General features: G+C 53.2%; 31 protein-coding genes, 2 tRNA genes and 1 pseudogene. 3 read left to right on the top strand and 31 right to left on the bottom strand.

Features of this window, described 5'->3' with window-relative positions; all coding sequences use genetic code 11:
• Positions 1–461: pseudogene (locus AUK29_08990) on the top strand (hypothetical protein).
• Between the two features lie 6 nt (positions 462–467).
• Here the strand turns inward: AUK29_08990 and AUK29_08985 are convergent.
• From AUK29_08985 to AUK29_08890, 20 genes are all read right to left on the bottom strand, one after another.
• On the bottom strand, positions 468–728 hold the full coding sequence (locus AUK29_08985) for an addiction module toxin RelE (GenBank protein ID OIP62223.1): 261 nt from the start codon (positions 726–728) through the stop codon (positions 468–470).
• On the bottom strand, positions 718–936 hold the full coding sequence (locus AUK29_08980) for a DNA-binding protein (GenBank protein OIP62222.1): 219 nt from the start codon (positions 934–936) through the stop codon (positions 718–720). The genes AUK29_08985 and AUK29_08980 overlap by 11 nt, the downstream gene beginning before the upstream one ends.
• 126 nt (positions 937–1,062) lie before the next feature.
• On the bottom strand, positions 1,063–1,362 hold the full coding sequence (locus tag AUK29_08975) for a hypothetical protein (GenBank protein ID OIP62221.1): 300 nt from the start codon (positions 1,360–1,362) through the stop codon (positions 1,063–1,065).
• Positions 1,350–1,619: a hypothetical protein gene (locus AUK29_08970; GenBank protein OIP62220.1), complete on the bottom strand. Its 270-nt coding sequence runs from the start codon at positions 1,617–1,619 to the stop codon at positions 1,350–1,352. The genes AUK29_08975 and AUK29_08970 overlap by 13 nt, the downstream gene beginning before the upstream one ends.
• Positions 1,620–1,703: 84 nt before the next feature.
• Entirely contained in the window at positions 1,704–2,159 is a 456-nt protein-coding gene (locus AUK29_08965) for a hypothetical protein (protein ID OIP62219.1), read from the bottom strand.
• Between the two features lie 193 nt (positions 2,160–2,352).
• Positions 2,353–4,062 (bottom strand): proline--tRNA ligase, encoded by a 1,710-nt coding sequence (locus AUK29_08960; GenBank protein OIP62218.1) that lies wholly within the window; start codon positions 4,060–4,062, stop codon positions 2,353–2,355.
• Positions 4,063–4,246: 184 nt separating this feature from the next.
• Positions 4,247–4,900 (bottom strand): hypothetical protein, encoded by a 654-nt coding sequence (locus tag AUK29_08955; protein ID OIP62217.1) that lies wholly within the window; start codon positions 4,898–4,900, stop codon positions 4,247–4,249.
• A 302-nt stretch (positions 4,901–5,202) separates the two neighbouring features.
• Positions 5,203–5,694 (bottom strand): hypothetical protein, encoded by a 492-nt coding sequence (locus AUK29_08950; protein ID OIP62216.1) that lies wholly within the window; start codon positions 5,692–5,694, stop codon positions 5,203–5,205.
• 252 nt (positions 5,695–5,946) lie between these two features.
• Positions 5,947–6,597: an endonuclease III gene (locus AUK29_08945; protein ID OIP62215.1), complete on the bottom strand. Its 651-nt coding sequence runs from the start codon at positions 6,595–6,597 to the stop codon at positions 5,947–5,949.
• Between the two features lie 90 nt (positions 6,598–6,687).
• Positions 6,688–7,758 (bottom strand): 4-hydroxy-3-methylbut-2-en-1-yl diphosphate synthase, encoded by a 1,071-nt coding sequence (locus tag AUK29_08940; GenBank protein ID OIP62225.1) that lies wholly within the window; start codon positions 7,756–7,758, stop codon positions 6,688–6,690.
• Positions 7,759–7,947: 189 nt separating this feature from the next.
• The gene (locus AUK29_08935; GenBank protein ID OIP62214.1) at positions 7,948–9,645 is read right to left on the bottom strand and encodes a hypothetical protein; all 1,698 of its coding nucleotides are present in this window, start codon (positions 9,643–9,645) and stop codon (positions 7,948–7,950) included.
• A gap of 420 nt (positions 9,646–10,065) precedes the next feature.
• On the bottom strand, positions 10,066–10,437 hold the full coding sequence (locus tag AUK29_08930; GenBank protein OIP62213.1) for a hypothetical protein: 372 nt from the start codon (positions 10,435–10,437) through the stop codon (positions 10,066–10,068).
• A gap of 46 nt (positions 10,438–10,483) precedes the next feature.
• Positions 10,484–11,674, bottom strand: coding sequence for a 1-deoxy-D-xylulose-5-phosphate reductoisomerase (locus tag AUK29_08925; GenBank protein ID OIP62212.1), 1,191 nt, complete (start codon positions 11,672–11,674; stop codon positions 10,484–10,486).
• 48 nt (positions 11,675–11,722) lie between these two features.
• The gene (locus AUK29_08920; protein OIP62211.1) at positions 11,723–12,526 is read right to left on the bottom strand and encodes a hypothetical protein; all 804 of its coding nucleotides are present in this window, start codon (positions 12,524–12,526) and stop codon (positions 11,723–11,725) included.
• Entirely contained in the window at positions 12,516–13,331 is an 816-nt protein-coding gene (locus AUK29_08915; GenBank protein ID OIP62210.1) for a di-trans,poly-cis-decaprenylcistransferase, read from the bottom strand. Before AUK29_08915 ends, AUK29_08920 begins: the two co-directional genes overlap by 11 nt.
• 122 nt (positions 13,332–13,453) lie before the next feature.
• Positions 13,454–14,011, bottom strand: coding sequence for a ribosome recycling factor (locus tag AUK29_08910; protein OIP62209.1), 558 nt, complete (start codon positions 14,009–14,011; stop codon positions 13,454–13,456).
• Between the two features lie 2 nt (positions 14,012–14,013).
• The gene (locus AUK29_08905; GenBank protein OIP62208.1) at positions 14,014–14,733 is read right to left on the bottom strand and encodes a UMP kinase; all 720 of its coding nucleotides are present in this window, start codon (positions 14,731–14,733) and stop codon (positions 14,014–14,016) included.
• A 39-nt stretch (positions 14,734–14,772) separates the two neighbouring features.
• Positions 14,773–15,384: an elongation factor Ts gene (gene tsf / locus AUK29_08900; protein ID OIP62207.1), complete on the bottom strand. Its 612-nt coding sequence runs from the start codon at positions 15,382–15,384 to the stop codon at positions 14,773–14,775.
• A gap of 61 nt (positions 15,385–15,445) precedes the next feature.
• Positions 15,446–16,234, bottom strand: coding sequence for a 30S ribosomal protein S2 (locus AUK29_08895; protein OIP62206.1), 789 nt, complete (start codon positions 16,232–16,234; stop codon positions 15,446–15,448).
• Between the two features lie 591 nt (positions 16,235–16,825).
• Complete coding sequence (locus tag AUK29_08890) at positions 16,826–17,134, bottom strand: RNA-binding protein (protein ID OIP62205.1); 309 nt, start codon at positions 17,132–17,134, stop codon at positions 16,826–16,828.
• A gap of 293 nt (positions 17,135–17,427) precedes the next feature.
• On the opposite strand from AUK29_08890, the gene AUK29_08885 reads away from it, so the two are divergent.
• Both AUK29_08885 and AUK29_08880 read left to right on the top strand, forming a co-directional pair.
• Complete coding sequence (locus tag AUK29_08885; protein OIP62204.1) at positions 17,428–17,970, top strand: orotate phosphoribosyltransferase; 543 nt, start codon at positions 17,428–17,430, stop codon at positions 17,968–17,970.
• 262 nt (positions 17,971–18,232) lie between these two features.
• The gene (locus AUK29_08880; protein ID OIP62224.1) at positions 18,233–19,927 is read left to right on the top strand and encodes a glutamine--tRNA ligase; all 1,695 of its coding nucleotides are present in this window, start codon (positions 18,233–18,235) and stop codon (positions 19,925–19,927) included.
• Positions 19,928–19,929: 2 nt separating this feature from the next.
• Here the strand turns inward: AUK29_08880 and AUK29_08875 are convergent, their stop codons facing one another.
• The 11 genes from AUK29_08875 to AUK29_08825 form a co-directional block, all read right to left on the bottom strand.
• Positions 19,930–20,217, bottom strand: a complete 288-nt coding sequence (locus AUK29_08875; protein OIP62203.1) for a hypothetical protein — start codon at positions 20,215–20,217, stop codon at positions 19,930–19,932.
• An 18-nt stretch (positions 20,218–20,235) separates the two neighbouring features.
• Positions 20,236–21,492, bottom strand: a complete 1,257-nt coding sequence (locus AUK29_08870) for a DNA methylase N-4 (protein OIP62202.1) — start codon at positions 21,490–21,492, stop codon at positions 20,236–20,238.
• Positions 21,493–21,642: 150 nt separating this feature from the next.
• Positions 21,643–21,930: a hypothetical protein gene (locus AUK29_08865; protein OIP62201.1), complete on the bottom strand. Its 288-nt coding sequence runs from the start codon at positions 21,928–21,930 to the stop codon at positions 21,643–21,645.
• The gene (locus AUK29_08860) at positions 21,930–22,211 is read right to left on the bottom strand and encodes a hypothetical protein (GenBank protein OIP62200.1); all 282 of its coding nucleotides are present in this window, start codon (positions 22,209–22,211) and stop codon (positions 21,930–21,932) included. Before AUK29_08860 ends, AUK29_08865 begins: the two co-directional genes overlap by 1 nt.
• A 227-nt stretch (positions 22,212–22,438) precedes the next feature.
• A tRNA-Glu gene (locus AUK29_08855) sits at positions 22,439–22,513 on the bottom strand.
• A 3-nt stretch (positions 22,514–22,516) separates the two neighbouring features.
• Positions 22,517–22,590 (bottom strand) — tRNA-Gln (locus AUK29_08850).
• A gap of 52 nt (positions 22,591–22,642) precedes the next feature.
• Positions 22,643–24,073, bottom strand: a complete 1,431-nt coding sequence (locus AUK29_08845) for a glutamate--tRNA ligase (protein OIP62199.1) — start codon at positions 24,071–24,073, stop codon at positions 22,643–22,645.
• Between the two features lie 67 nt (positions 24,074–24,140).
• On the bottom strand, positions 24,141–24,581 hold the full coding sequence (locus AUK29_08840; GenBank protein ID OIP62198.1) for a hypothetical protein: 441 nt from the start codon (positions 24,579–24,581) through the stop codon (positions 24,141–24,143).
• A gap of 69 nt (positions 24,582–24,650) precedes the next feature.
• Positions 24,651–24,977 carry a hypothetical protein gene (locus AUK29_08835; GenBank protein ID OIP62197.1) on the bottom strand — a complete coding sequence of 109 codons (327 nt, stop codon included), beginning with the start codon at positions 24,975–24,977 and terminating at the stop codon, positions 24,651–24,653.
• A 275-nt stretch (positions 24,978–25,252) separates the two neighbouring features.
• Positions 25,253–25,921: an ATP synthase F0 subunit A gene (locus AUK29_08830; protein ID OIP62196.1), complete on the bottom strand. Its 669-nt coding sequence runs from the start codon at positions 25,919–25,921 to the stop codon at positions 25,253–25,255.
• Positions 25,922–26,137: 216 nt separating this feature from the next.
• A complete protein-coding gene (locus AUK29_08825) occupies positions 26,138–26,542 on the bottom strand; it encodes a hypothetical protein (protein ID OIP62195.1) in 405 nt (134 codons plus the stop codon).
• Positions 26,543–26,600: the final 58 nt, after the last annotated feature.

Here is a 26,600-nt window from a genome sequence, read left to right as displayed (position 1 = left end):
GGAAAGGAACAGCCACGGTAACAGCGACCGATGCCCGGGGGTTCTTTGGAACCTCGGAGACCATCACCATCTCAGGCTCCGCCAGCGACGGCAAAGGCGGCGGGAACTGCTTCATCGCCACGGCCGCCTTCGGATCCCCTTTGGAAAGGCATGTCCGCACCCTGCAGGAGTTCCGTGACCGCTGCCTCATGACCAACTCGCCGGGACGGGCCTTTGTCCGTTTATACTATCAGTACAGCCCTCCCTTGGCCGAGCGCATTGCAGATAGTCAGCTGCTTGGGGGCATAGTCAGGATCCTGCTGATCCCCCTGGTCCTCTTCGGATCGTTCATGGTGAAGAGCGGAATTTCCTGGAAGTTCCTCTTCTGTTCGGGGATTCTGGTTTCTGCGGTCTTTTTGAAAGTTTCGAAGATAATGAAGAGGGGGGCCGGGCTATTTGAAAATACGGATATGGAGTCTTGATAATTCTCAGATTTCTTTTTTATACACGTCTCTCCGATGGCCGATTCTGAGAATAAGAACGTCTTGGCCAACGATTGCGTAGATCACCCTGTAGTCTCCGATACGATACTTTCGAAGACCCGCAAATTGTCCCTTCAAAACCGGATACTTGTCCGCTTTTTTTGAAAGTTCGGTTTCAATCTTGGAGAGTATGTGTCCTGCTCCGGACCGGGATACTTTCTTTAAATCACGGTGTACCGATTTCTTGTAAACAACATTATAAGCCAAGAGACTTCCTCAGTTCCTTGCCCGTGATGATAGGATCGGTTTTATCATGAAGACGGTCGAGGGCCACCTGGAGATCCGCGTAATCTTCGATGTAGGACTCTAATGCTTTCTGGATAATAAAGGAACGCGGCCGCTCTGTTTCCTTGGCGATGTTGTCGAGTTGCTCTGCAAGGGACTTCGTTAGTCTGACGGATATTGCTGTAGTCATGGAATACCTCCTGATATTTATGTATTACATTGTATTCGATCGAACATATCATGTCAACAAGTATTTCCACACAAGTATTTCCAAAATCGTATGGAAACGCGTCCGGAAATGACCCTCCTCACTCTTTTACTTGAAACCTCCCTTCAATAATTTTCGGAAGTCTTCGTAGAAGTCCTTCCTATGCCCGACAAAGTGAATCTCGACCACCTTTTCTTGATTATTCACTCTGTAGATGATCCGATAGCGTCTGTACGGAAGCGAATGAAACCCTTCAAATTCTTCAATCAAAGGTTTCCCGAGAAAAGGTGTGGCGGACAATCTTTCAATTTCATTCTTCAGGGCAGGCTTGATCTTGGAATGTAACTTTTTAATCAGGCTTCGGCAGACTTGTGAATAGGTCAAACGGTATGGGCTCAATCCTCCCAGGCCTCCTTATGACTGATCGTCCTCTTCTCATTGAAATCCTGTACTGATTTTTTCAGCGCCTTCATTGTAGCCGGATCAGAGAGAATTTCTATGGTCTCCATCAAACCCTCGTATCGATCAAAACACATCATTACACTAACGGGAACGCCATTCCTGGTGATCGCCACCGCCTCATCAAATCTCTCCATTCTCTTGATGATCTCAAGCAGCTCTTTCTTCACCCTGGTTACCGGAAGAATCTCTTGTAAATCTTTCATGCCATACTCCTGAAAAAACCATTCTATAAATAATAATGGTCATTATACCGTGGTCCGGCCCCCCCGCCCCCTTCATGAAGGAAATTAACGGCTCTCATCGGAATTTGGAAGTTCGAGAAGTCTCACATCCTCCAGGTCAACCTTTCGACCTGCGGCGCGCTTGGATGAAATCAAATCTTCCTTGGAAAGTACGTAGAACTCTTGGCCACTGTAGTTCATGGTGACGCGTTTGTCCCACGCTGTTTTGAAGTCAAGACCCGGTGTAGATGTCTGCACATCGATGCGGACGCGGTCTTTGAATATGGTGATTTCATTGGCAAGGATTTCCTGGACACTCGTCAGGCTCGCGGTTCCAAAGCCTGCATGGGTCAGCGCATCAAGGAGGCTTTGAACGTTCTGCGGAGTCGCCTCGATAAGTATGTCCAGATCAAAGGTGGCCCTTGGAACGCCGTGGAGCACGGAGGCAATGCCGCCGATCACCACGTATTTCACATTATGGTTTTGAAAGGACTTGAATACGTCGCCCAGTCTGTTGAGCATCCTTGATATCCGCCAGTCTTGGATTGATGGTCAGGGCCAGGTCAGTAAAGAAGCAGAGGAGATCCATCCTTTCGGACAGATGCAAGGACTGAAACCAGATCGCCTTGGCTTCGAGGGTCTCCTCTTTGTAGTCGTGCGAAACCTGTGGAATCATGGTTCGTAGTATAGCAGAAGCGTGCGCTATTCACAACATCTATTTCCGAATCATCTGCAGGATGCTCTCTGTTGCACTCGCCAGCGAGACCTTTGTGACCTCTCCGGATTTTCTCTCCTTGATCTCCACGATCCCGTCCTTCAACCCTTTGTCGCCGATCACGACTCTCAAGGGAATGCCGATCAGGTCTGCGTCTTTGAATTTCAATCCCGCACGCTCGTTCCGGTCGTCAAGCAGGGTATCGATCCCTTCCAGGTTCAGCTCTTCATAGATCTTCTCGGCCGCTCTTTTCACCTCTTCGGACTTGACGTTCAGAGGAAGCACCAGGACGGAGAAGGGGGCGATGGGGAGGGGCCAGCAGATGCCGTTCTGGTCGTGGTTCTGCTCGATGGCCGCGGCAGCGGTCCTTCCCACGCCGATGCCGTAGCAGCCCATGATCATGGGTTTGCTTTTGCCGTCTTCGTCGAGGAAGGTCGCGCCCATGGCCTCGCTGTACTTGGTCCCCAGCTTGAAGACATGTCCCACCTCGATCCCCCGGCTGAGATGGAGCGTCCCGCTGCAACGGAAGCAGCCGTCGCCATCCTTAGCGATACGGATGTCTTTGAATATCTCCGGGCTGAAGTCCCTTGGGACGTTCACATTGCAAAGGTGCATGTCCTGGCGGTTGGCGCCCGCTACGGCGTTGCTCATGGACTTCACGGCCGGATCAGCAACCACGGAGATCCCTTTCAGGCCCACGGGGCCGGAAAATCCGGACGGCCCGCCGGTCACCTTGCGGACCGTCTCCTCATCGGCCATTTGAATGGAGGTCCATCCGAGATGGTTCTTGAGCTTGATCTCATTGAGATCATGATCGCCCCGAACCAGGGCCGCCGCCGCATGGCCTTTCCCATCCATGACGATCAGGGTCTTGATCAGGCGTTCAGGAGCGGTGTGCAGGAACGAGGCAACCTCTTTCACACTCTTCCTGCCGGGTGTCGCAACCGGATCCAGCGCCGATTCGGGTTCCCGGGATGCCGGCGCCGGAGCCTCCCGAATCTCGGCCCGTTCGATGTTGGCCGCATAACCACAGGTGTCGCAGCAGGCGATGGTGTCCTCGCCCGTGTCGGCCATGACCATGAACTCGTGGGAGAAGCTCCCTCCGATGGCGCCGGTGTCGGCCTCCACGGCCCGGAATTCAAGGCCGCAGCGTTCGAAGATCCGGCAGTAGGCCTTGTACATCTTCTGGTAGCTCTCATCAACCCCGGCCTCGTCCCGGTCGAAACTGTAGGCGTCCTTCATGATGAACTCCCGGCCGCGCATGAGCCCGAACCGAGGGCGGATCTCGTCCCTGAACTTGGTCTGGATCTGATAGAGATTGAGCGGGAGTTCCCGGTAGGATCGGACATTCATCCTCACCAGATCGGTGATGATCTCTTCGTGCGTGGGGCCGATGCAGAATTCGGTATCCTTGCGGTCCTTGAAGCGCAGGAGTTCTCTCCCGTAATGCTCCCAGCGGCCGCTCTCCTGCCAGAGGGCCGCGGGCTGGACCGCGGGCATCAGAAGTTCCTGGGCGCCGGCTCGGTCCATCTCTTCACGGATGATATTCTCCACCTTGCGGATGACCCGGTAGCCCAGGGGAAGGTAGGTGTAGATGCCTGCCGCGAGTTTCCGGATCATCCCGGCACGTAGCATGAATTTGTGGCTCACGACCTCGGCCTCGGCCGGGTCCTCCTTGAGCGTCGGGATCAGAAGCTGGGAGCAGCGCATAGGATAGACCTTTAGAAATCAGGAATCAAACTATGTTTCTCGAACCCCCTCACCTTTATCCTCTCCCCCTTCAAAGGGGGAGAGGGGAGGGTGATGGGATAACCTTAGTGTATATAGGGCATTTATTCTTCATTTATAAATTTCATCATTATTTAACAGAAACGGGGCTGGATTGCAACAGGAATCAACTGATCCGGGAGATATGGAAACCCACGATGGCCAGTTCAAGGAGACTCAAGGGATGGGTCACGAGTTCGACCCTGCCGGAGCGGACGGCACGGACCACGGAGAGAGGCTCTTTGACCGCATCAACCAGGGTCCAGGTCGTGTTGAACTGGCGGATGAGGTGGGTGTCCGAAGAACCGATCAGGGGAATCCCCTTGACGCTGCAGACCTGCACCGCCTTTTTGTTGAAATTAATCAGGGGATGGTAAAAATGGGAGAACTCCACGGCGTCGAAGATCTCCTGATTCCGCTCAAAACTTCCGTTGAGGCAGTATGGTTTCGGGAAGAAGGGGTGCGGGGCGATGATCAGGAGGTCCTCGGATCTGACTTCCCGCAGGTCATGAAAATTACGGATGGACTGGTGTTCAGGCCGAGCGTTGATCAGGATGACATGCTTGCCTTCCACCGTCAGTTCCACGCCGGGCATGAGGAGAATACCCCGGCTCCAGGCATACTCCTTGAGTTCCTCGTCGAATGTGATCACCCCATGATTCGTAATGGAAAGGACATCATACCCTTTTCCCGACGCAAGGTTGATGATCTCCTCGTTGGAGTAACGGATACGATCCAGGGGGTCTGAATCGGTGTGTATATGAAAATCAGCCTTCAGCATGGATGAACCTCTCTTATGGGGCTAATCTCCATAGAGACATAAAAGTTCAAGGGTTCAAGGGTTCAAGGGTTCAAGGGTTCAAGGTTTCGAGGGTTCAAGTGGAATAGTGAAATGCAAACAAAATCTCCAGAGAAAAACACTGGATTCCCCGGCCTCTTATGTTTTTAGTACTTCACTTGACCCCTGGAACCCTTGACCCCTTGGCCCCTTTTGTTTTCACCCACTCTTTTGGAGAAGAACCTATTTTATAATAACACAGCGGCGAGTCAGTGTAAAGGCGGCTGGAATGCCTAAGTGTGCGGCTACGGCCCCACGATGACCATGCGGTCCCCCGCATAGACCTCGAATTCGGAACAGAGGATGATCATCTCCGAATCCTCGAGCGGCATCTGGATATCCAGAAGAATCGGCTTGCGTCCGGCCGGAACCCGGTTCGCGTACAGGTCTTTGGCCTCGATCAGAAAATCGGAGATGGTCAGCGCCTGGAGATCGAAGATCCTCGGCTCGACCCTCGGCTCCCGATTCTTGTAGTAGATCTGCACCACATCATGAAAGTTCAGCCTGTGGGCGAGATAGGGGTTGGCGGCGCCGGTGTTCTCCTTGAGCCAGTCCTTGCACTCGATCTCCAGACTCAACACCTCTTTCTGCAGATCAAGCTCGGCCCTCTGGATCAGGGCCTGATGAAAGGAAAAGTCTTCTCTGAAGGTCTCCGGACTCATCCTTCCCCGCCCAATGTCCTCGTTGACCTTGGAGAGATATTGTTTGACTTGGGGATCCGCGTAAAAATCTTCCATATATGTACATCCCGTAAGAAAAAATACAGGTAAAAAGGGTTCGAGGATTCCAGGGGCCAAGGGTTCAAGTGAAATATTGAAACTCAAGCAAAATCTCCAGAGAAAAATACTGGAACCCTTGACCCCTAGGACCCTCGGCCCCTTATGTTTTTAGCACTTCACTTGACCCCTGGAATCCTTGACCCCTTGACCCCTGATGTTCTCACTCACTATTTTGGAGATGATCTTAAATTTTCGATATTTAATCTTTCCTTATCCTTCCACACCCACCCTGTCACAATACCGGAAGATCCGGCATTCCCCGCAATGCGGCCTCATGGGCCGGCAGAGGTTCTGCCCGTAGGTCACCAGCAGATCATTGATGATCTTCCAGTGTTTCCTGGGAAGTTTCTCCCGGAGGGCGAATTCCGTCTTCTCCGGTGATCCTGTCTTGACGTATCCCCACCGGTTCGTGATCCGGTGCACATGTGTGTCCACACAGATGCCGTACTTGTTGTATCCGATGGTCACCACCAGGTTGGCGGTCTTCCTTCCCACACCCGGAAGTTTCAGGAGTTCATCAATCTCATTCGGGACTTTTGAATCATAGAACTCGATCAATCTCTTTGAGATCGTCCTGATGTTCCCGGCCTTGACCCGGTAGAAACCCACCGGATAGATCAGCCGCTCGATCTTTTTTACAGTGAGCCTCAAAAGCGCCTCGGGTGTCTTCGCAACGCGAAAAAGCCTCTCCGATGCGGCGGCCGTGGTCCCGTCCTGTGTCCGGAGCGAAAGGATGCAGGAGATCAGGATCTGAAAAGGGTCCCGGCTCTGTTCGGCCACCCTGCTCACAATAGGCTCCTTCCATTTGCGGACCTCCTGTTTGAGAATGCGGATCACCGCATCAATATCGCTGTCGCGCATGGAGAACTCAACCCAAGTAGACAGTAGTCAGTAGATAGCATACAGGGAAAAACTGAAAAATATAAAAGACACCGGCAAGGGGAGACCTGCCTACTGCCCACTGCCTATTGTCTTCCGGATCTCTTCCATGAGCGCATCCGCAAGGTCTTCCTCTCTGACCTTGCGAACGATCTTCCCCTTGCGGAAGATCAGTCCCACGCCTTTGCCGCCGGCAATGCCGAAGTCGGCCTCCCTGGCCTCGCCGGGGCCGTTGACCACGCATCCCATGACGGCGACATCGAGCGGGGTCTTCAGACGGGAGAGTCTTTCTTCCACATCATGGGCCAGACCGATAAGGTCGATCTCACACCTCCCGCAGGTGGGGCAGGAGATCATGACCGGCCCCGCCTCCCTGAGTCTTAGGGACTTGAGGATCTCCATACCGACTCTGACCTCCTGCACCGGGTCTTCGGTCAAAGAGACCCTGAGGGTATCCCCGATGCCCTGGGATAGAAGGATCCCCAGCCCCACCGAAGACTTGACGGCGCCGGGGACAAGGGTCCCCGCTTCCGTGATCCCGATATGGAGCGGATAGTCGGTCAGATCAGCCATCAGGCGGTAGGCCTCCACGGTCCTCTTCACGTCCGAGGCCTTAAGTGAGATCTTGATCTCTCTGAAATCCAGACTCTCAAAGAATCGGATATGATGGAGGGCGCTCTCCACCATGGCCTCCGGCGTGGGGCCGCCGTATTTCTCCCATAACTCAGGTTCCAGGGACCCGGCATTGACCCCGATCCGGATGGGGATCCCCCGGCTCATAGCCGCCCTGACCACGGCCTCAACCCTCTCGGGTTTACCGATGTTACCGGGGTTGATCCGCAAGGCGTCCGCACCTCGCTCGACAGATTCAAGGGCGAGGCGGTAGTCGAAATGGATATCTGCAATCAGCGGGATACTGATCTTCTCTTTGATCTTTGACAGGGCCCTGGCTGCATCCTGGTCCGGAACCGCGACCCTGACCAGGTCGCACCCTGCATCCTGGAGCCGGATGATCTGTGCCGCGGTGGCCCCGGCATCCCGTGTATCGGTACTGCACATGGACTGGACCGTAACCGGGGCGCCTCCCCCGATCAGGATATTCCCGACGCGGATCTGACGGGTCTTTCTTCTCTTGATTTCCATAGTCGCCCGTGTCACCCCGGCAAGACTGACGGCTTCGTAAAAAGTCCGCCTGCTGTGTTGCGCTTCATCCTTCGTCATTGCAGCGTACCTCTCAGTACGCCTCATTCCTCAGGACTCGCGCGCCTTGCATCCGGAGCTTTTTACTGTGCCGTCTCACTGATGAACTTTTTACGAGTTCATCAAGACTGACTAACCGAATAATCTCATAATGTCATTGTACGTTACAAAGAGGATGAGAAAAACCAGAAGAAAAAGGCCGACTTGCTGGGCAATCTCCCGCTTCTTCATACTGAGCGGGTGTCCAAGAACCCCTTCAATGGCGAAAAAGAGAATATGCCCCCCGTCCAGAATCGGAATGGGAAGAAGGTTCAGGATTCCCAGATTGATGCTGATCAGCGCCATGAACTTGAAGAGTTCCAGAACCCCGTACTGGATCTGCTGGCCCGCAAGCTGGGCGATCATGATGGGCCCGCCCATGGTCTCAACGGGAATGACCTGCTGGATCAGTTTGACCAGGCTGATCAGGATCAGGACGATGAACTCTCCGGTCATGGCCAGCGACTTCTCAAGCGCTGTGAATGGATTGTATCGCACCAGAATGGTGGGGCCGGGCTTCGGATAATGGGCGCTTAATATCCCGATCTTCCCTACGGAGACCTTGTTCCCCAGAGCATCCTTCTCGGTTACCGCATTCGGAGTGACCGTGAGCATCAAGCTCACGCCTGCTCTGACTATCTTCAACCTCATGGGGATGCCGGGCTTCCTGCTGATCTTCTCCTGAAGTTCTGCAAAAGTGTAAACCGGTCTGCCGTCTATTCCGTTGATGAGATCACCGGCCTTGATCCCGGCTTTCTCTGCCGGGGAACCTGAGGTCACCTGCCGGACGAACAGTTCCGCATAGGCCAGGCCGAATCTCTCCAAGACCTGGTACTCTCCCCCCTTCTGAAGCGATTCGATCTCGGGCTGCGTCAGGACGACGCTCATCGGAATCTTTTTGCCGTCCTGCTCGACCTCGAACTGCATACGATTCCCAAGATGGCGCATAATGATCTTTTCAAGGAGAGGGATACTCTCGACCTCCTCCCCATTCACGCTCAAAATGAGATCCCCTGTCTTGAAACCGGCCCTCCCGGCCGGGGAGAGAGGGGACAGCAGGCCCACAACCGGGCCGAGAGTCTGGTGCTGTATGCCGATGTAGGGACGTTTCTCGTCTTCGCCGAACAGATTTTTCCCTTCCGTGATTTCAGGCTGAACCACAACCTTGAATCCGCCGCTGTCCCTGACGGCCTCAAGGGAAAGCGCCTGGGCCTTGCTCTCCCTGATCCGTTTGGAAAGATCCTCCCACAGTCGGATCTGCTCTCCGTTCACGGCCAGGACCCGGTCTCCGGACCGGAGGCCGGCCTCCCATGCGGCTGAGTTCCTCTCGACCCATCCGATCGTGGTGTCGTCCGAAGGGTAACCGATCATGAACATCCCCAGAAAGACGATGACTGCAAAAAGGAGGTTGAATGCAGGCCCTGCGGCTACGATCAGGAAACGTTTCATCACGTGCTGGTTGTTAAAGGAGCGCTTCTGGTCTTCGGGGGGCAAGGGCTCCTTGGGATCTTCTCCGATCATTTTTACATACCCGCCGAGGGGAACGGCGGAGATCAAATATTCGGTCCCCCCATAACTCTTGCCGAAGATCCTGGGTCCGAATCCGAGTGAGAACTTCTCCACCCCTACCCCGAAATATTTGGCCAGGATGAAATGCCCCAGTTCGTGAACGAAGATCAGAACGCCCAGGACCACGATAAAGGCAAATATACTGAGCAGGGTGGGATGCTCTGCGCCAAAAGCCCTTAAAAATGAAAAATCCAACAACATGACGGCTGCATAAGATGACATATCCGATCCTTAAAAAATTCTCATTACTGGCAAAGTCTTTCCATGCCTGAAAAGAGCGCTGATTTGATATAACTTAACACAAATAAAGGATGAAAACAAACGCAATATCAGAAAACAAACGTCTTACGGGGTGAACGCGTCAGAGAGAGGCCGGGTCTTAAACGGGCCACTTAGTGGTCCTGTTCGTAAACAGGGTGACGTACCGAGAGGGTCGTAGGGCGGACGCATCAAGGCGCGCGACTGAGGCGTACCCCTCTGGTACACCGCAAGGAGCGGAACGCCGATGAGCCCGCCCTACGGCACCTGTCTGCCATGGCACAGGCAGGCTCGAATGCCACCGTATTTACGAATAGGACCTCTTAGGCTCAAGACTTAAACTGCATAAGGAGGGGATGGAAAATCGTCTGTAATGATCGGAACTTACTCCGAGAGAACCGCTCCCTTGATCCTGACAAAGGCATTCAACTCTTCAAATAGACGCTCTTTGTTTAGAACACCGCGCCTGACCAGGATCTCTCCGATATTGGGGTTCTTCTCATACTGAAGTTCAATAATCTTATCAAGCTCTTGCTCGGTCAGGAGCCCCAGTTCCAAGGCAATCTCTCCGAACTTTTTTTCAGGGTCTTCGACCTGTCTGTTCAGAACCGCATACACATCCTTGATGCTGAGAAAATGATTCGTAACGGCCACGGTGCCGAGCGGAAGCCTGATCTTCTTCTGCTCGTCAAGCGCCTTGACGATCTGCTCCTCTGTGGCCACTCCCCTTTTGATTAAAAACTCTCCGAAAAGCATAGGGTTCCTCCTGATACAGGATTTCAAGCGCCTTATCGGAAAATGGTCAGGATTCTTTAGCGCTTTTTTTTCGTTTTGAAATCACCTCCCTGGCCGCCTTCCTGGCCTTCAAATCCGTCCGGAGCACGTCTTCAATCGTGGTATAATTCTCAACATTCAGAGTCATCATGGTCTCTCGTATGATCTCGGCGATCTCCGAAAAATCAAGTTTCCGACTCAGGAACGCCTCCACGGCAACCTCATTCGCGGCGTTCAGAACGGCGGGCATGAGCCCGCCGGCCCGGATCGCCTCATAGGCGAGGCTGAGACAGGGGAACTTTTCCTGATCGGGCGGCATGAAGGTGAGCGGCCCGTTGCGCACGAGATCAAGGGGCATAAGCCCGGTCGGAAGCCGGTCCGGATAACCCAGGGCATAGGAGATCGGGAGACGCATGTCCGGATTCCCCATCTGTGCCAGGACCGAGCCATCGACAAACTCCACCATGGAATGGACGATGCTCTGGGGATGCACCAGAACCTCTATACGGTCCACCGGGATATCAAAAAGCCATCGGGCCTCGATGACCTCCAGGCCTTTGTTCATGAGCGATGCCGAATCGATACTGATCTTCCGCCCCATGTCCCATTTCGGGTGCCGGAGGGCATCCTCGGGCGTGACCCGGTCCATGTCTTGCGGGGAAAAACCGTGGAAGGGCCCTCCGGAGGCCGTGAGGATCAGACGCCGAACTTTCTCTTTATCCTCACCGGCCAGGCACTGAAAGATCGCGCTGTGCTCGCTGTCCACAGGGATGATCTCGGAGCCGTGCCTTGCCGCCTCCTCCATCACCAGACGCCCTGCTATGACCAGGGTCTCTTTGTTGGCCAGCGCAATCCTCTTCCCCGCCCGTATGGCGGTGAGCGTCGGGACCAGCCCGGCCGCCCCTACAATCGAAGAGACCACCAGGTCGGCCCCCTTGAGGGCGGCAATCTCTACCAGGTCCTCCACGCCGTAACCGATCCGCACGGACGGCATCATTAGAGAGGCGGCAAGATCTTCCGCATCCTCTTGAGTCCCCACTGAGACCCGCCTCGGGTTGAACCGTCTCACCTGCTCGGCAAGAAGCTTCACATTTCGATAGGCGGTGAGTCCGAGAACCTCAAATCGTTCCGGAAACTGCTCGATCACCCTCAGCGTGTTCACGCCGACCGAGCCCGTGGCGCCGAGGATCACAACCCTTTGTTTGGCATTCGATCCCATAGGGCCCCTGCTGTTCATCGTCTCGAAATAGAATAGACGATGAGAACCTCAATCATAAACCCCGAACCATACCGCGTAATAAAGAACCGGAGATGCAAGGAGGATACTGTCAAAACGGTCCAGGATACCCCCGTGTCCGGGAAAAACAGAACCGGAATCCTTGAACCCGGATGACCTTTTAAGGAGAGACTCGGCCAGGTCCCCGATTTGCCCGATGAGTCCCAGCCCGCCGCCCAAGAGGACCATATGATTGAGATCATTCGCCGGAAAGAGAAAATACTGCCCAACCGCAGACGCCGCCAGGCTGCAGGCAAGTCCTCCAACCGCGCCCTCCCAGGTCTTCTTGGGACTGATCTTCAAAAACAGCTTGTGTTTACCGAAACGGCGCCCGAGATAGTAGGCGCCGGTATCTCCGGCCCATATCACAAGGAACAGAAAGAAGATCCATGCTCGGCCGTGTTCCTGGCCGCGGATCAGGATCAGGTATCCGAGAAAATAAGAGACATAAAATAAGCCGAAGAAGGTCACCCCGATTTCCTTGGCGGCCTGGGCCACGTCACGCATGGACAAGGTCCTGAACACCAGGATCAGGATCAGGAACAGGGAGATGGACGCCGCAACGAGCCGGCCGTCCTCGGTGTAAAAACCGATCAGCAGAAGCGCTCCCATGAGCAGGCCGAGAAATTTCTGCAGCCGCACTTCCCCGCTCTCCAGGAGATGGTAGAATTCATTCTGCCCCTGTAAGGCGACGATCAGAACTGAGAAGAAAAAAAGAGATGGAGACCCGCGGAAGATCAGAAGGATAAAGAGCGGGAGACCGACCAGGGCGGTAAGCACCCGTTTAGAAGGCATCTTCCTTCCCCTTAATCGTTTTTACCTGCTCACCGGTCAGGCCGAAACGTCTCTCCCTTCTTTGGAAATCAATCATGGCCTCGAGGAATGCCCTGCGTCTGAAGTCCGGCCACCAGATAGGGGTAAAATAGAGTTCGGTGTAAACCGACTGCCAGGATAAGAAATTACTGATACGCTGTTCCCCGCTGGTCCGGATCATGATATCCGGGTCCGGCAGGCCGGCGGTGTATAGGCGGGAAGCGACAAGGGCTTCGTCCACCTGGTCGATTCGGATCCTGTTTTCGGAAAAATCCTGCAGGATGGACCGGATGGCATCAACGATCTCCGCCCTCCCTCCGTAGCTCAAGGCCAGGTTCAAGATCAGTCCATGGTTCTCCCGGGTCTCTTCCTCAGCCCGCTTCAGGAGCGGCTGGACGTCCTTGGGCAGTTCCTGAATCCGGCCGATGGTCATGAACCGGATATGGTTAGCCTTCATCACGGAGATCTTCCTTAAGATGTATTCCTTGAGAAGATACATCAAGGCCCTGATCTCTTCCTTGGGCCGCTGCCAGTTCTCCATGGAGAAGGCGTAAAGGGTGAGCACCTTGATGCCGATCTCCCGCGCACAGGTGACCACCTCGTCCACGGCCTTCACCCCTGCACGATGCCCCTCTATCCTGGGGACGGAGCGGGCACGGGCCCAGCGGCCGTTGCCGTCCATGATGATGGCGACGTGTTTCGGAACGGCGGAAAGATCGATCTGCTGCAAAAGATCGAAGTCTTCGGCGCGGCTCTTTTCCCCGATGGTGGAAACCTCTCTGTTCATGATGGTCTTCCGAGACCTTTAGCGGGCTGAAAGGGTTCCAGGGTTCAAGGATTCAATTGAAATACTGAAACGCAAACAAAATCTTTAGAGAAAAACACTATAACCCTTGACCCCAAGATACCTTATATCTGCATGACTTCCGCTTCCTTCTTCTCTAAGATTTGATCAGCCTGCTGGATCGTCTTGTCGGTCATCTTCTGGATCTCATCCTGGATCCGGCGGTGTTCGTCCTCGGTAATCGCCTTTTCCTTCTCCATCTTTTTGAGCTGGTCGTTTGCTTCCTTCCTGATCTGACGGATGGAAATCCGGCACTCCTCGGTCACATGCTTGATGATTTTCACGATCTCACGCCTGCGCTCTTCGGTCAGTTCGGGAATGGTCATCCGGATGATCTTTCCATCATTCGAAGGCGTCAACCCCAGGTCCGACTTGAGAATGGCTTTCTCGATGGACTTCAGCGCGGTGGCATCCCAGGGCTGAATCGTGATCATCCGGCTTTCAGGCACGGAAAGGGTCGCCAATTGATTCAGCCGTGTGGGGGTCCCATAATAATCCACCATGATGTGGTCGAGCAGCGCTGTCGAGGCCCTGCCGGTCCGCACCCGGGCAAACTCATTCTTCAAAGCGGTAATAGCCTTATCCATCTTCTCTTGGGCACAGGCTTTGGTATCTTCGTTCATGGTTACCCTCCTCGAACAATGGTCCCGATCTTTTCCCCCAGGACGGCCCTCCTGATATTCCCATGCTGCATCATGTTGAAGACAATAATCGGAAGTTTGTTGTCCATACACAAAGAAATAGCCGTGGAGTCCATGACCTTGAGCTTCTTCTGCAAGACCTCTATGTAGGTCAGCTCCTTGATCAGTTTCGCATCCTTGTCAATCATGGGGTCGTCGGTATAGACGCCGTCCACCTTGGTGGCCTTGAGAATCACTTCGGCGTTGATCTCCATGGCCCGCAGGGCCGCAGCCGTATCCGTGGTAAAATAAGGATTGCCCGTCCCGCCGCCGAAGATCACCACCCGCCCTTTCTCCAGATGCCGCGTGGCCCGTCTTCGGATATAGGGTTCGGCCAGTTCCTTCATCTCCAGCGCAGAAAGCACACGGGTCATCACCCCCTGTTTCTCCAGCATGCTTTGAAGGGCGAGGGCGTTCAGCATGGTGGCGAGCATCCCCATGTAATCACCTGTGGCCCGGTCCATGCCCTGGGCCATGGCCGAGATCCCTCGGAAGATGTTCCCGCCTCCGATCACAATGGCCATCTCCACATGAAGATCCTGAACTTCACGAATTTCCTGGGCGATGGCCAGCATGGTATCGGGATCGATCCCATATTCCCTTTTCCCCATCAGGGCCTCTCCGCTCAGTTTCAGCAGGATCCTTTTGAATTTCAGGCCGGCCATTCTTGGATATCATCCTTCCTTGCAGGCGTGTAACGGAGATTAACTCTTCTCTATCCCTTCACCCAGCTCATACCGGGCAAAGCGGCGGATCTGGATATTTTCCCCGATCTTTGCAATGTTCCGGGTGATCAGGTCCTTGATCGTGATGTCCGTATCCTTGACAAAGGGCTGCTCCATCAGGCAGACCTCTCCGTAATATTTGTCCAGGCGCCCTTCGACGATCTTGTCCACAATCTTTTCCGGCTTGCCGGATCCGATGGCCTGTTCCCTAAAGATGCCGCGCTCCCGGTCGAGGAAATCCTGAGGAACTTCCTCCCTCTGGATGAAGAGCGGCCGTGCGGCGGCGATATGCATGGCAATATCCTTGACCATGGTTTGGAATTCTTCATTGCGGGCTACGAAATCGGTTTCACAATTCACTTCAACCAGCACCCCGATCTTTCCTCCGGCATGGATGTACGAACTGACCAGCCCCTCGGCTGTGGTCCGGCCGGAACGTTTCGCCGCTGCCGAAAGTCCCTTCTTCCTGAGATAATCAATGGCTCCCTCCAGTTCCCCGTTGGACTCCGCAAGAGCCTTTTTGCAGTCCATGATCCCCGCGCCGGTCCGGCTCCTCAACTCTTTGACCTGATCGGCTGAAATACCGCCCATACTTTTCCTCCTTACGATTCCATACCTCCCGCCTCCCTTCTGCCGGCGGATCTGTTTGATTTCATGATTCCTGTGCAGGCGCCTGAGAGGATTCTGTCTGAAGGGTTTGATCCGGCGCCTCGCTTCCGGCCGCCGCAGCCATCATCGCTTCTTCAATATCAGGCGCCCTTCTCTCCTTGGCCTCCAATACCGCATTGGCGATTTTGGATGTCACGAGGCGGACGGAACGGATGGCGTCATCGTTTCCGGGGATACAATAATCGATCTCGTCCGGATCGCAGTTCGTATCCACGATGGCGATGATGGGAATTCCCATGATCCGGGCTTCATGAACGGCGATTTTCTCCTTCTTGGGATCTACGATAAAAAGGGCGCCGGGAAGACTGGTCATATCCTTGATGCCCCCCAGATACTTTTCCAATTTGAGCCGGTCTTTCTCTATCATCAGGGACTCTTTCTTGCTGAATTTCTCAAAGGTCCCGTCCTCCTTCATCTTTTCGATATTCTTCAACTTTGAAATACTGTTTCTGATGGTCTTGAAATTGGTCAATGTCCCGCCGAGCCAGCGCTGATGCACGTAAAACATCCCGCACCGTACGGCCTCCTCATAGATGGCGTCTTGAGCCTGTTTTTTGGTCCCCACAAACAGGATATGTTTTCCATCGGATATGATCTGTTTGACCGTGTTATGAATCTCCTTGATATTGCGCAAGGTTTTCTGAAGATCCAGGATATAGATCCCGTTCCGTTCGCCGAAGATGAACTTCTTCATCTTCGGATTCCATCGGTTGGTCTGGTGCCCGAAATGGACCCCGGCCTCCAAAAGCTCTTTCATGGTGACAATCGGCATAACCGTTTCTCCTTATAATGGTTTTTTCCTCCATATCCTTCATCTCCCGGGGAAACGCCCGATGCGCACCACCCCCCTGGATCCGGATATGTGTGTGATATCCAGAAGAAATCAGCAGTTTTTTTCTGCTTCGCTTATCTTCTGGAGAGTTTTATAGATTAGTGGCCCTATTCGTAAATACGGTCGCATTCGAGGGTCATAGGGCGGTCGGATCAAAGTTCCGCTCCTTGCGACGTACCACAGGGGAGGGGGTACGCCTCAGTCGCGCGCGGAGATGAGACCGCCCTATGACCCTCTACCGGTAAACCGAGTACAAGTCGGTACGTTACCATATTTATGAACAGGACCACTGAATCAGCAAATTTTAAATTATAAAATTTAGCATAGAGGATTCTTGATTGCAAGAAAAAATAGTCAAAAATCACCTATTCTGTAAGGATGGCGCTGTACCTGATGATGTGGATATGTTTTGTCCTCTTTTCATAAAAAACAAGACAAACCCCCAACATTCATGCCATTCCCACAATGGCATAGGATGCCTTTCTTGTTGAGGATTTTCTTAAAAATCGATACCGATATGAATCGAAGGACTTAGTATCTCCCTCTGCCTCCGCCTCCGCCGCCGCCCCTGCCGCCGGAACTGCCCCTCTCCGGTTTGGGACGGGCTTCATTAACCGTGATCGCGCGATTATTGATCTGTTTGCCGTTCAACTCGCTGATGGCCTTCTCGCCTTCCTCGCGGCTCGACATCTCGACAAATCCGAAACCTTTGGAGTTCCCCGTATATTTGTCGGTGATGATCTTTGCGCTTTCAATGGCGCCGAAGGGGGTAAAAAGATCACTCAGTTGGGACTCGCTCATCTCATAAGAAAGATTTCCCACATACAGTTTCATTGACATAACTCTTCTCTCCTCATTTGGGATAGGCAGAGACTCAGGCGGGACCCATACAAAAGCGCTTGCAGTGAAATTTACACGGCAGGTATGAACGACGCGATAAGTATCTGCTCTCTACCCGGTTAGTAAGCTTTCCTTCTTCTCGCGTGCACTATAGCAAACCCGAAATGCCATTGCAAGTAAAATTATGGGCATAAACGGGCCGGTGAACATCTTTTTTTCTTTTATTCCGATTGTCAAAAAGATTTGTCAAAAAGATTTTTTTGATATAAGATGCAGGCCCAAAAGAGGCGGACATGGATGCAAGACAACAACTCAAAGAGATCATACAAAAGAAAGCCCTGCAAATCGGCAGGTTCACCCTTGCGCATGGAGGCGAGAGCGCTTATTATATTGATGCCAAGCAGGTCATCAACACCCCCGAAACCGGCTCTTTGATCGGCGAACTGATCTACGGCATGATCGGGGACAAGCATATAGACTATATCGGCGGCCTCATGTACGGGGCCATTCCCATTGCCTTCAGTGTCAGTCACTATGCCTTCTATCAACAAAGGAAGAATATCCCCGTCGTCAGTGTGAGAAAAGAAGCCAAGAAGCATGGGACTCAAAAATACATAGAGGGGATCATTGAAAAAGGGGGGAGAATCGTCGTCGTTGAAGACGTCGTCTCCACAGGGAAATCCGTGCTGACGGCCATAGAACGGCTGAAAGAGGCCGGACTGAAGATTGCAATGGTTATTTCAATCGTGGACAGGAATATGGGCGGCAGAGAATCCCTCCGTAACTACGATTATCACCCCATATTCTCGATTGATGAGTTATTGACGGCTTCGTAAAAAGTCCATCTGCGGCGTTGCGCTGCGTCCTTCGCCTGCCTGTGCGTGACCGCCTGACTGCGAGCGCCATGCCTGCGCCACAGCGTGGCAGGCAGGTCCTCGCTCAGGCGGGCACGCAGAGAGGTCATTGCAGCGTACGTCTATGTACGCGCTGATTCCTCAGGACTTGCGCGCCTTGCATCTGGGCCTTTTTTCTTTGCCGTCCTATTTGAGGACTTATTACGAAACCGTCATTATTGAGGACATACACTTGAATATGGGCATGCATGGCAAGACACCGCCATCTGATTTTATACGGACGACCATTTCCGAAGATATAAAAGACGGCAAGAACCAAGGGCGGGTGCAGACCCGGTTCCCGCCGGAACCTAACGGCTATCTCCATATCGGACATGCCAAATCCATTTGTCTCAATTTCGGCATCGCCGGGGAATTCGGAGGCCTCTGCAACCTTCGGTTCGATGATACCAATCCGGCCAAAGAGGAAGTCGAGTACGTGGAATCAATCCAGGAGGACGTCCGCTGGCTCGGGTTCGACTGGGACGGCAGGCTCTACTATGCATCCGACTATTTCGAGAAACTTTATGAATTTGCCGTTCAGTTGATCAAGAAGGGCAAGGCCTATGTGGATGACCTGAGCGCGGATGAAATCCGCGAATACCGCGGCACCCCAACCGAGCCGGGCAGGGAGAGCCCCTTCCGGAACCGTTCTATTGAAGAGAACCTGGACCTCTTTGAACGGATGCGCGCCGGCGAATTCGGAGACGGCTCCCGTGTGCTCCGGGCAAAGATCGACATGGCCTCCCCGAATCTGAATATGCGGGACCCGGTCCTGTACCGGGTCCTTCACGCCTCGCATCACCGAACCGGCGAGAAATGGTGCATTTATCCCATGTACGACTTTGCCCACGGGCAGTCGGATTCCATCGAAGGGATCACCCACTCCATCTGCACGCTGGAATTTGAGGATCACCGGCCGCTCTATAATTGGTTTCTTGATCAGTTGGAAATCCATCATCCCCGGCAGATCGAGTTCGCCCGCCTCAACCTCGGCCATACGGTCATGAGCAAACGGAAGCTCCTGCAACTGGTTCAGGAGGGGCATGTCTCCGGCTGGGACGATCCCCGGATGCCCACCATCTCCGGGCTTCGCAGGCGGGGATACACGCCCGAGGCCATCCGCAGCTTCTGTGAACGCATCGGCGTGGCCAAAAGGGAGAGCATGGTTGATATTGCACTCCTTGAACACTGCCTGCGTGAAGACCTGAATAAGCGGGTCCCCCGCGTCATGGCCGTGCTTCGGCCCCTCTGCGTGGTCATCGACAACTATCCTGAAGGCCGTATGGAGGAACTGGAGGCCGTCAACAATCCCGAAGATCCCGGCATGGGGACACGGAAGGTCCCCTTTTCACGAATCCTCTACATCGAACAGGAGGATTTCATGGAGGACCCGCCCAAACAGTTCTACCGCCTTTGCCCGGGCCGGGAGGTCAGGCTGAGGTACGCGTATTTCATAAAATGCGTCAGCGCCGTAAAAAACCAGGCCGGCGAGGTGGTGGAACTCCACTGCACCTATGACCCGGCCACACGGGGCGGCGACTCCCCGGACGGCCGCAAGGTCAAGTCCACCCTGCACTGGGTCTCTGACGCCCACTCGATCCAGGCCCAAGTCCGCCTCTACGATCATCTCTTCACCAAAGCCGATCCCGAGGGGGATAAGGACACACCCGACTTCAAGGCCTTTCTGAATCCGAAATCCATGGAGACGGTGACATCGTGCAGGCTGGAACCCGGCCTCGCGGGTGCAGCACCAGGAAGCCGTTACCAGTTTGAAAGACTGGGTTACTTCTGCGTGGATCGAGACTCCACTCAGGACCGGCTCGTCTTCAACCGGACGGTAACATTACGTGATGAATGGGCCAGAATCCAAAAGACAGGGAAAGAAAAAAAGCGATGATATTACAATTCGTCAAAAAAGATATTAATTCCGTTCTTGACTTTTTCATAGTAGATGATTTGTACCCCGATGCTTTCCGGTAACATCTGCTTCGATTCATAAGTCTGTGGTTTGATGCTGACGGGATGATCGCCGATATAGCCATCGATCCCCCTCGCCTCTTCTTCAGGATCGGATGTCCTATAGGATTTTCCCGTATGTGCGGCGACACGTTTCAGAATCGCCTCCTGAAATTTCAAGCCGACAAATGTTTTCACGATAACCAAGTCTTTGACCCATGCTCTGATCATTTCTCATCTTGAGTTTCTTCATGGTCGGATTTCTTCTCTAAGGATCGCTTTGAACTTGTCATGGTGTCTGAATGGGAATGTCTCGTCTAATTGGACCAGATTTGAGCGAAGTAAATGAAGATTGATAAAGGTATTATTTTTCAGATACAGATAAGAGAGCAGCCGGCTGTTTTCATCATATTTTGCCTGGTCGAATTTCAGGTAAACGCTCTGCCCCTTTAATTTGTCCCAAAGCCATTTCATGGCTTCCGGCTCCTTGCCTGCCTTTGTTCCAATGCCGATCAACCTGACGATCATGTCGTTATTGAGTTCCATCATGTTGGGGGCGATCACGCGCTTCAAATGTAGATACTGCCCTTTACCGTTTCCGTTGGCTTCGATTTTTGAACCGAAGGTCATCTTCCTGGGATCGATCTTCTTGTCGAATCGGACAGGATCGTGAAATATATAAGGCATTTTTTGTATTTCCTGCCGGCGGTCGATGGTCTCTCGTGCCGGTTTAACGACTTCTACAACGGTCTGACTGAAAATATCGGCCTGCTCAACCCCGATTTTTTTTCTGATCACCGGTAAAAATGACTCATTGATCTCGTATCCGATCGAGTGCCTTTGAAGACGCTTTGCCGCCAGGGAGGTCGTGCCGCTTCCCAGGAATGGGTCAAGAACCGTTTCCCCGACAAAGCTGAACATCCTGATCAACCGCCGGGGAAGCTCTTCTGGAAACATGGCCAGATGCTTATCCTGTTTCTCCCCGGGAAAATTCCAGTGTCCGGCGAAGTATTCGTTCCATTCTTCTACAGACAGCTTGGACTGCTCTTTCGCCGCCTTGTCGACCGGCGGGGGGCTGCCGGGTTTTTTGAAGAGCAGGATAAATTCGTAATCAATCTTGATAATTCCATTTCGTGGATAGGGGTACGACCCCATAATCGTAGCCCCGCCCGTCGTGTTACAGGTCGTCACCTTCTGCCAGATAATGGCCCCCATATAATCGAAACCGATGAATTCACAGAATTTAATGATCTCGGTTCTGATGGGGATGACTTTATAGCGGCCATAATATACAGATCTGGCGAACTGATCACCGATATTGATGCACAGACGGCAACCGCCGTGCAGGACACGGTGGCATTCTTTCCATACGAGGTTCAGGTTGTTTATGTATTCTTCGTAGGTATCATGAAAGCCGATCTGCTGGACACTCTCGTAATCCTTGAGTTGCCAGTAAGGCGGCGACGTAATGACGAGATGGACGGACTCATCCGGAACTTCCGACATCGAACGAGAATCCGCTATAAAAATATTGTGCTTATTCATGCAGTCTTTATACCCTATCCAGTTTGTCTATTCAATATCGAACGATGTTATTAAGCGACAAAACGAGTGTAGCAGAAATAGGTTTCTTTGTAAAAGAAATTTGACATAACCTTATTTGAAACGTTTTAAAATTTCTTTATACACTTCCTCGTCCCGTCTGAATCCAACCTTGATGACGTAGACCAGAACCTCTTTTTTCTTTATCTCATAAATGACTCTATAGGGTCCCACTCTCAGCTTCCATAACCCTTTAAGGTCGGCTCGCAAGGGCGAGCCGAAGATTTCAGGTTCACTCGTCAGCTTTTTCCTGATGGTCTTGATGATTCTCTGCTGGTCAGGTTTGTCGATCTTTCTGAAGTCTTCTTTGAGGACAAGCTCATCGATCAGGACGGTGTACATTACCTGAGCCCCACCTTTTTCTCCGTCTCATCCAGGCTGACGTATTTTTTTCCTTTTCTCTCCAGACGGTCTTTGGCTATGGATCCCAAGGCAAGATCCTCTACTTCATCAATGATCCGTTGCATTTCTTTGTATTCATCGTAATCGATGATAACACCCAAGGGTTTATTCCGTTTGGTCAGAATAACACGGTGTTTTTTTATTATACTCAGAACATCGGAAGCCTTGTTCCTCAACTCCGCAATCCCTATGAGAGCCGTATCCTCTTTAACCGTGATCATGTGAATCACCTCCTTGAATGAACTGTTCAATAGTACATTTCAACAGTACAATTGTCAACTTTAAAGTGGTGATCCCAACGGGATTCGACCATGCAGCCGGGAGCAAGAGCCCTGCTCGGGCTCGGCGAACGGAGATGGATGACCCCTTCCGCTCATGACCGAATCCCAAAAAGCACACTTTCGAATCGTAGAAACAAATTGGAGGGAGGGACAAATGGTGAGGGAGATGGTGATCCCAACGGGATTCGAACCCGTATTACCGGCGTGAGAGGCCGACGTCCTAACCGTTAGACGATGGGACCCTATGGCTCGGGTGCAAGGATTCGAACCTCGATAGGCAGATCCAGAGTCTGCTGTCCTACCATTGGACGACACCCGAATGTCGCTCATAAAAGTAACAAAATCGTTATTTTCTGTCAAGGAGAAAGGGATCAGATCGTCGGCCGGTTCCTGATATATTCCACTGCCTTTTTCATCCGTTTTAGAACGGATTCCTTGCCGAGGATGGAGACCAGTTCAAAGATACCGGGGCTGACCGTTCCTCCGGTCAGGGCCACGCGCACAGGTTGTGCGATCTTACCGAGTCCGGTCTCCTTTTCGGCCATGACCTGCTCAAAGATCGCCTGAATCTTCTCCACGGAAAAGTCATCGAGGGCGGCAAATCTCGACATGAGATCCTCCAGGAGAGGAAGGTTTTCCGGAGTCAGGTATTTTTTCCCTGCCTTTTCATCCATAACAATCTCGCGTTCGAAGAAGTAAGTGGAAAGCTCGGCCATCTCGACCAGGGTCTTGCGTTTCTCCTGCTGGCACTTGACCACCTCGGCAAGATAGCCCATCTTCTCTGAGGGATAGGGTTCAGTGAGAATACCCTTTTGTACGAGGATCCCATTGAGGATGGAGGCCAGGCGTTCCGGGTCTCCGGTCTTGATATAATGGTGGTTGAGCCAGAGGAGTTTTTCAGGATTGAAAACCGCCGGCGACTTGCCGATCCCATCAAGCGAGAACTTCTCGATCAGTTCCTCCCTGGAAAAAATCTCCTGGTCGCCGGAACCCCATCCCAGCCGTGCCAGGTAATTGATCATGGCTTCGGGAAGGTAGCCCATTTCCTTGTAGGCCATGATGGATGTGGCGCCGTGGCGTTTGGAGAGCCGGGTCTTGTCCGAGCCGAGGATCATGGGGACGTGGGCGAACTTGGGGACATCATACCCCAGCGCCTGGTACATGAGGATCTGCCTCGGCGTGTTATTCAGGTGATCATCACCCCGGATGATATGGGTCATTCCCATGAGGGCGTCGTCCACGACCACGCAGAAATTGTATGTGGGTGTGCCGTCCGAGCGGCGGATGATCAGATCGTCGAGCTGGCTGTTCTCGAAGGTGATGACCCCGTGGATCATGTCCGCCACTTCGGTGGTTCCGGAAAGCGGCGTCTTGAAGCGGATGACCGCTTTCCTCCCGAGAACGTTCCCAGTCCCTTCACGGCATCGGCCGTCGTACTTGGGCGTCCTCCCCTCCTTCAATGCCTGCCTGCGGCGCTCCTCCAGCTCTTCGGGTAAGCAGGTGCAGGGGTAGGCCATGCCTTCGGCGATCAGTCTCTCCACGTGTTCCTGGTACAGAGACATCCGCCGGCTCTGGAGGACCGGCCCCTCGTCATAGTCCAGGCCGAGCCAGCCCATGCCGTCGAGAATCGCCTGGATGGAGGCCTCGGTGGACCGCTCCACGTCCGTATCCTCGATGCGGAGAACAAACGAGCCGCCGTGCTTCCGGGCAAAAAGATAATTGAACAGGGCGGTCCTCACCCCTCCGATGTGCAGATAACCTGTGGGACTCGGGGCAAACCGGACTCGAATCTTTCCCGTCATACCCATCCTCGCTCAACGATGATATTACATGAAAAACGGAAAGGTGTGAAAAGAGATCGGAACTCCGTCAGTTCTTGACCACCAGCACGGGTATCGGCGACTTGCGGATAACCTTGTCGGTCACGCTTCCCAGAAGCATCCTCTCCAGTCCGCTCGCTCCCCGGCTGCCCATGACGATGAGTTCCAGTTGGTTCTTCTCGGCATACTCGATCAATGTGGAGTAAGGCTCCCCTTCCAGCACGACCGGATGGATCTCCTCGCCGCTGTTCATGATCCTTCTGGGCATGAATTTTGTAAGTTCTTCGGTCGCATATTCCACAGAAGATTTCTCCATCTGATTGACCGAAGGATGAGGAATATAGGACCCTGCAGGGAGAGGCTCGTACACCACATGGACCACATGCATCTCAATCCCGCAGCCTTTGAAAAACTCGAAGGCATATTTGAGGCAGTTCTTGGAGTTTTCACTGAAGTCGACGGCGACAAGAATTTTTCGAACCTTGGCCATTCTGTAAATCCTTTTCAGAAGAAAGGCGGGACACCTCACGTGTCCCGCCGGGCTGACACCGCGATAAAATTAACCCATCTTACCGAGCAGCATGAAAGCAATGACCAGACCGTAGATGACCAGGGACTCGATCATCGCAAGACCGATGATCATGTTGGTCATGATCTTTCCGGATGCGCCGGGATTCCTTGCGATCCCCTGCATGGCGCCGTTCACGGCAAACCCCTGACCGAGCGCTCCGCCGAAGGCCGCCACGGCAATGGTGATGGCCGTGGCCATGGCAATGGTCCCCTTCTCAGCCCCGCCGCCTGCCGCCGCTTCTTCCATGGCAAATGCAGGAACCGCGCTTAGAAGTGCGGCTGCAAAAATAAACAATCTTGACAGGATCTTCTTCATGGTATTCTACCTCCCTTCTCAATTTGCCGTCCAGGCTCGATGATCCGAAGGTCCGTCCCGCCGCCCTCAGAAGGTATCCTATCCCACCCCACCTCCAAGAGAGCCCCGTTTTTCCGTCCCCGGAAAGCGGCTGCGGAAGGCACGGTCATCCGGCCGTGAACCGCAAGAGTAGATCCCGGAACATCCCGGGAGCAAGCCCCGTTACACCCCGTTTTGCCCGCCCCGGTTCGAGGAGCCAGTCCGGGGAAGGATGGGGCGCCTTGGGGTAAAATCCATCAGTGTTCCTCTGCGTGCTCCACGGACCCCTGAATATAAAGGATCGCCAGGAGCACAAAGACAAAGGTCTGCACAAAACTGGTAAAGATCATCAGAACCATGATCGGAAGCGGGACCAGAAGCGGGACCAGCCCGGCCAGGATAATGAGAAGCGTATCCTCTCCCATGATATTCCCGAACAATCTCAGGCTGTGGGAAACCGGTCTGGCCAGGTGCCCGATGATCTCTATGGGAAGCATGAGGGGCGCAAGCCAGATCACCGGCCCCATAAAATGCAGGAGATACTTGAAACCATGCTCCTTGACGCCGAAGAAATGAACCGAGATAAAGACAATCACGGCGCAGGCCACGGTGATGTTCAGATTCGAAGTGGCCGAATACATGCCGGGGAAGATCCCCATCATGTTGCAGGTGAAGATGAAGAGGCTGAAGGTCGCAATCATGGGGAAGAACCGTCTGGCGTTCTTTTCCCCCATGACTCCCGCCATGAAGTTCATGATGGTCTCAAGAACCACCTCAAAGAAGTTCTGCACACCGGCGGGGACAAGGGCCAGATTCGAGGTTGCGATTTTTCCCATGAGGATCAGGAGCAGAACGGTGACCGCGGCGTACCCCACGGCCAGATACTCGTATCCCAGGAAGCTTAAAAACATCGGCGGTTCATGCATGTCGCTTCTCCTCTGTGAATTGCCGAAATCTGACCACAGAACACAGAGAAAACAAAAAACCTTTTTGCCACGAATGAACACGAATCTGCACAAAGAAACAGCAGTTATTTATTTGTGCCCATTCGTGGCTGAATAGTTTCTTTTAATGCCTTTGTGCCTTGGTGGCGACCAAGGCTCTTCTCTGTGCACCCAGTGGTTTTATCTTCCATCCTTTTTTCACAAAACCTTTGACATAACCGAATTGCCAGCGGATCGGCCTGCCAGGATCATCCCTTCAGCCAGGACCATGAGCAGGGCGGCGGAAAAGCCGGCCACGATGCCATAGACATTAAAAAGTTTATAATAGATCAGACCAAAAAAAACCAAGACCAAAATCAAAAATTTCAGCACGCCCATCAGCCCGTAGAAAATCTTGTGCAGCGGCGCCGGCCTGAAGAAACGCATGATGATGAAAACAAGAGCCTTGAAGTTGGCGAGGCCGACCGCCATGCCGACCACCATGCCCAAGGCCGCCCCTTTGCCGAAAAAAACATAGCCGAGGCCGGTCAGCAAGGCCAGAAAAAGGAGCCCTTGCCATGTGGTTCCCCTGGGGATCACCCGTTCTGCCGCCGTTTCTTTCATCAAGGGATCACCCCTCCTTGCTCTCTTTGACGGCGATACCGATCAGATTCTTAAAACC

Source organism: Nitrospirae bacterium CG2_30_53_67, assembly GCA_001873285.1.
Lineage (GTDB): Bacteria > CG2-30-53-67 > CG2-30-53-67 > CG2-30-53-67 > CG2-30-53-67 > CG2-30-53-67.
Note: the sequence above shows the minus strand (reverse complement) of the source record. Positions and strands in the feature narration are given on the sequence as shown.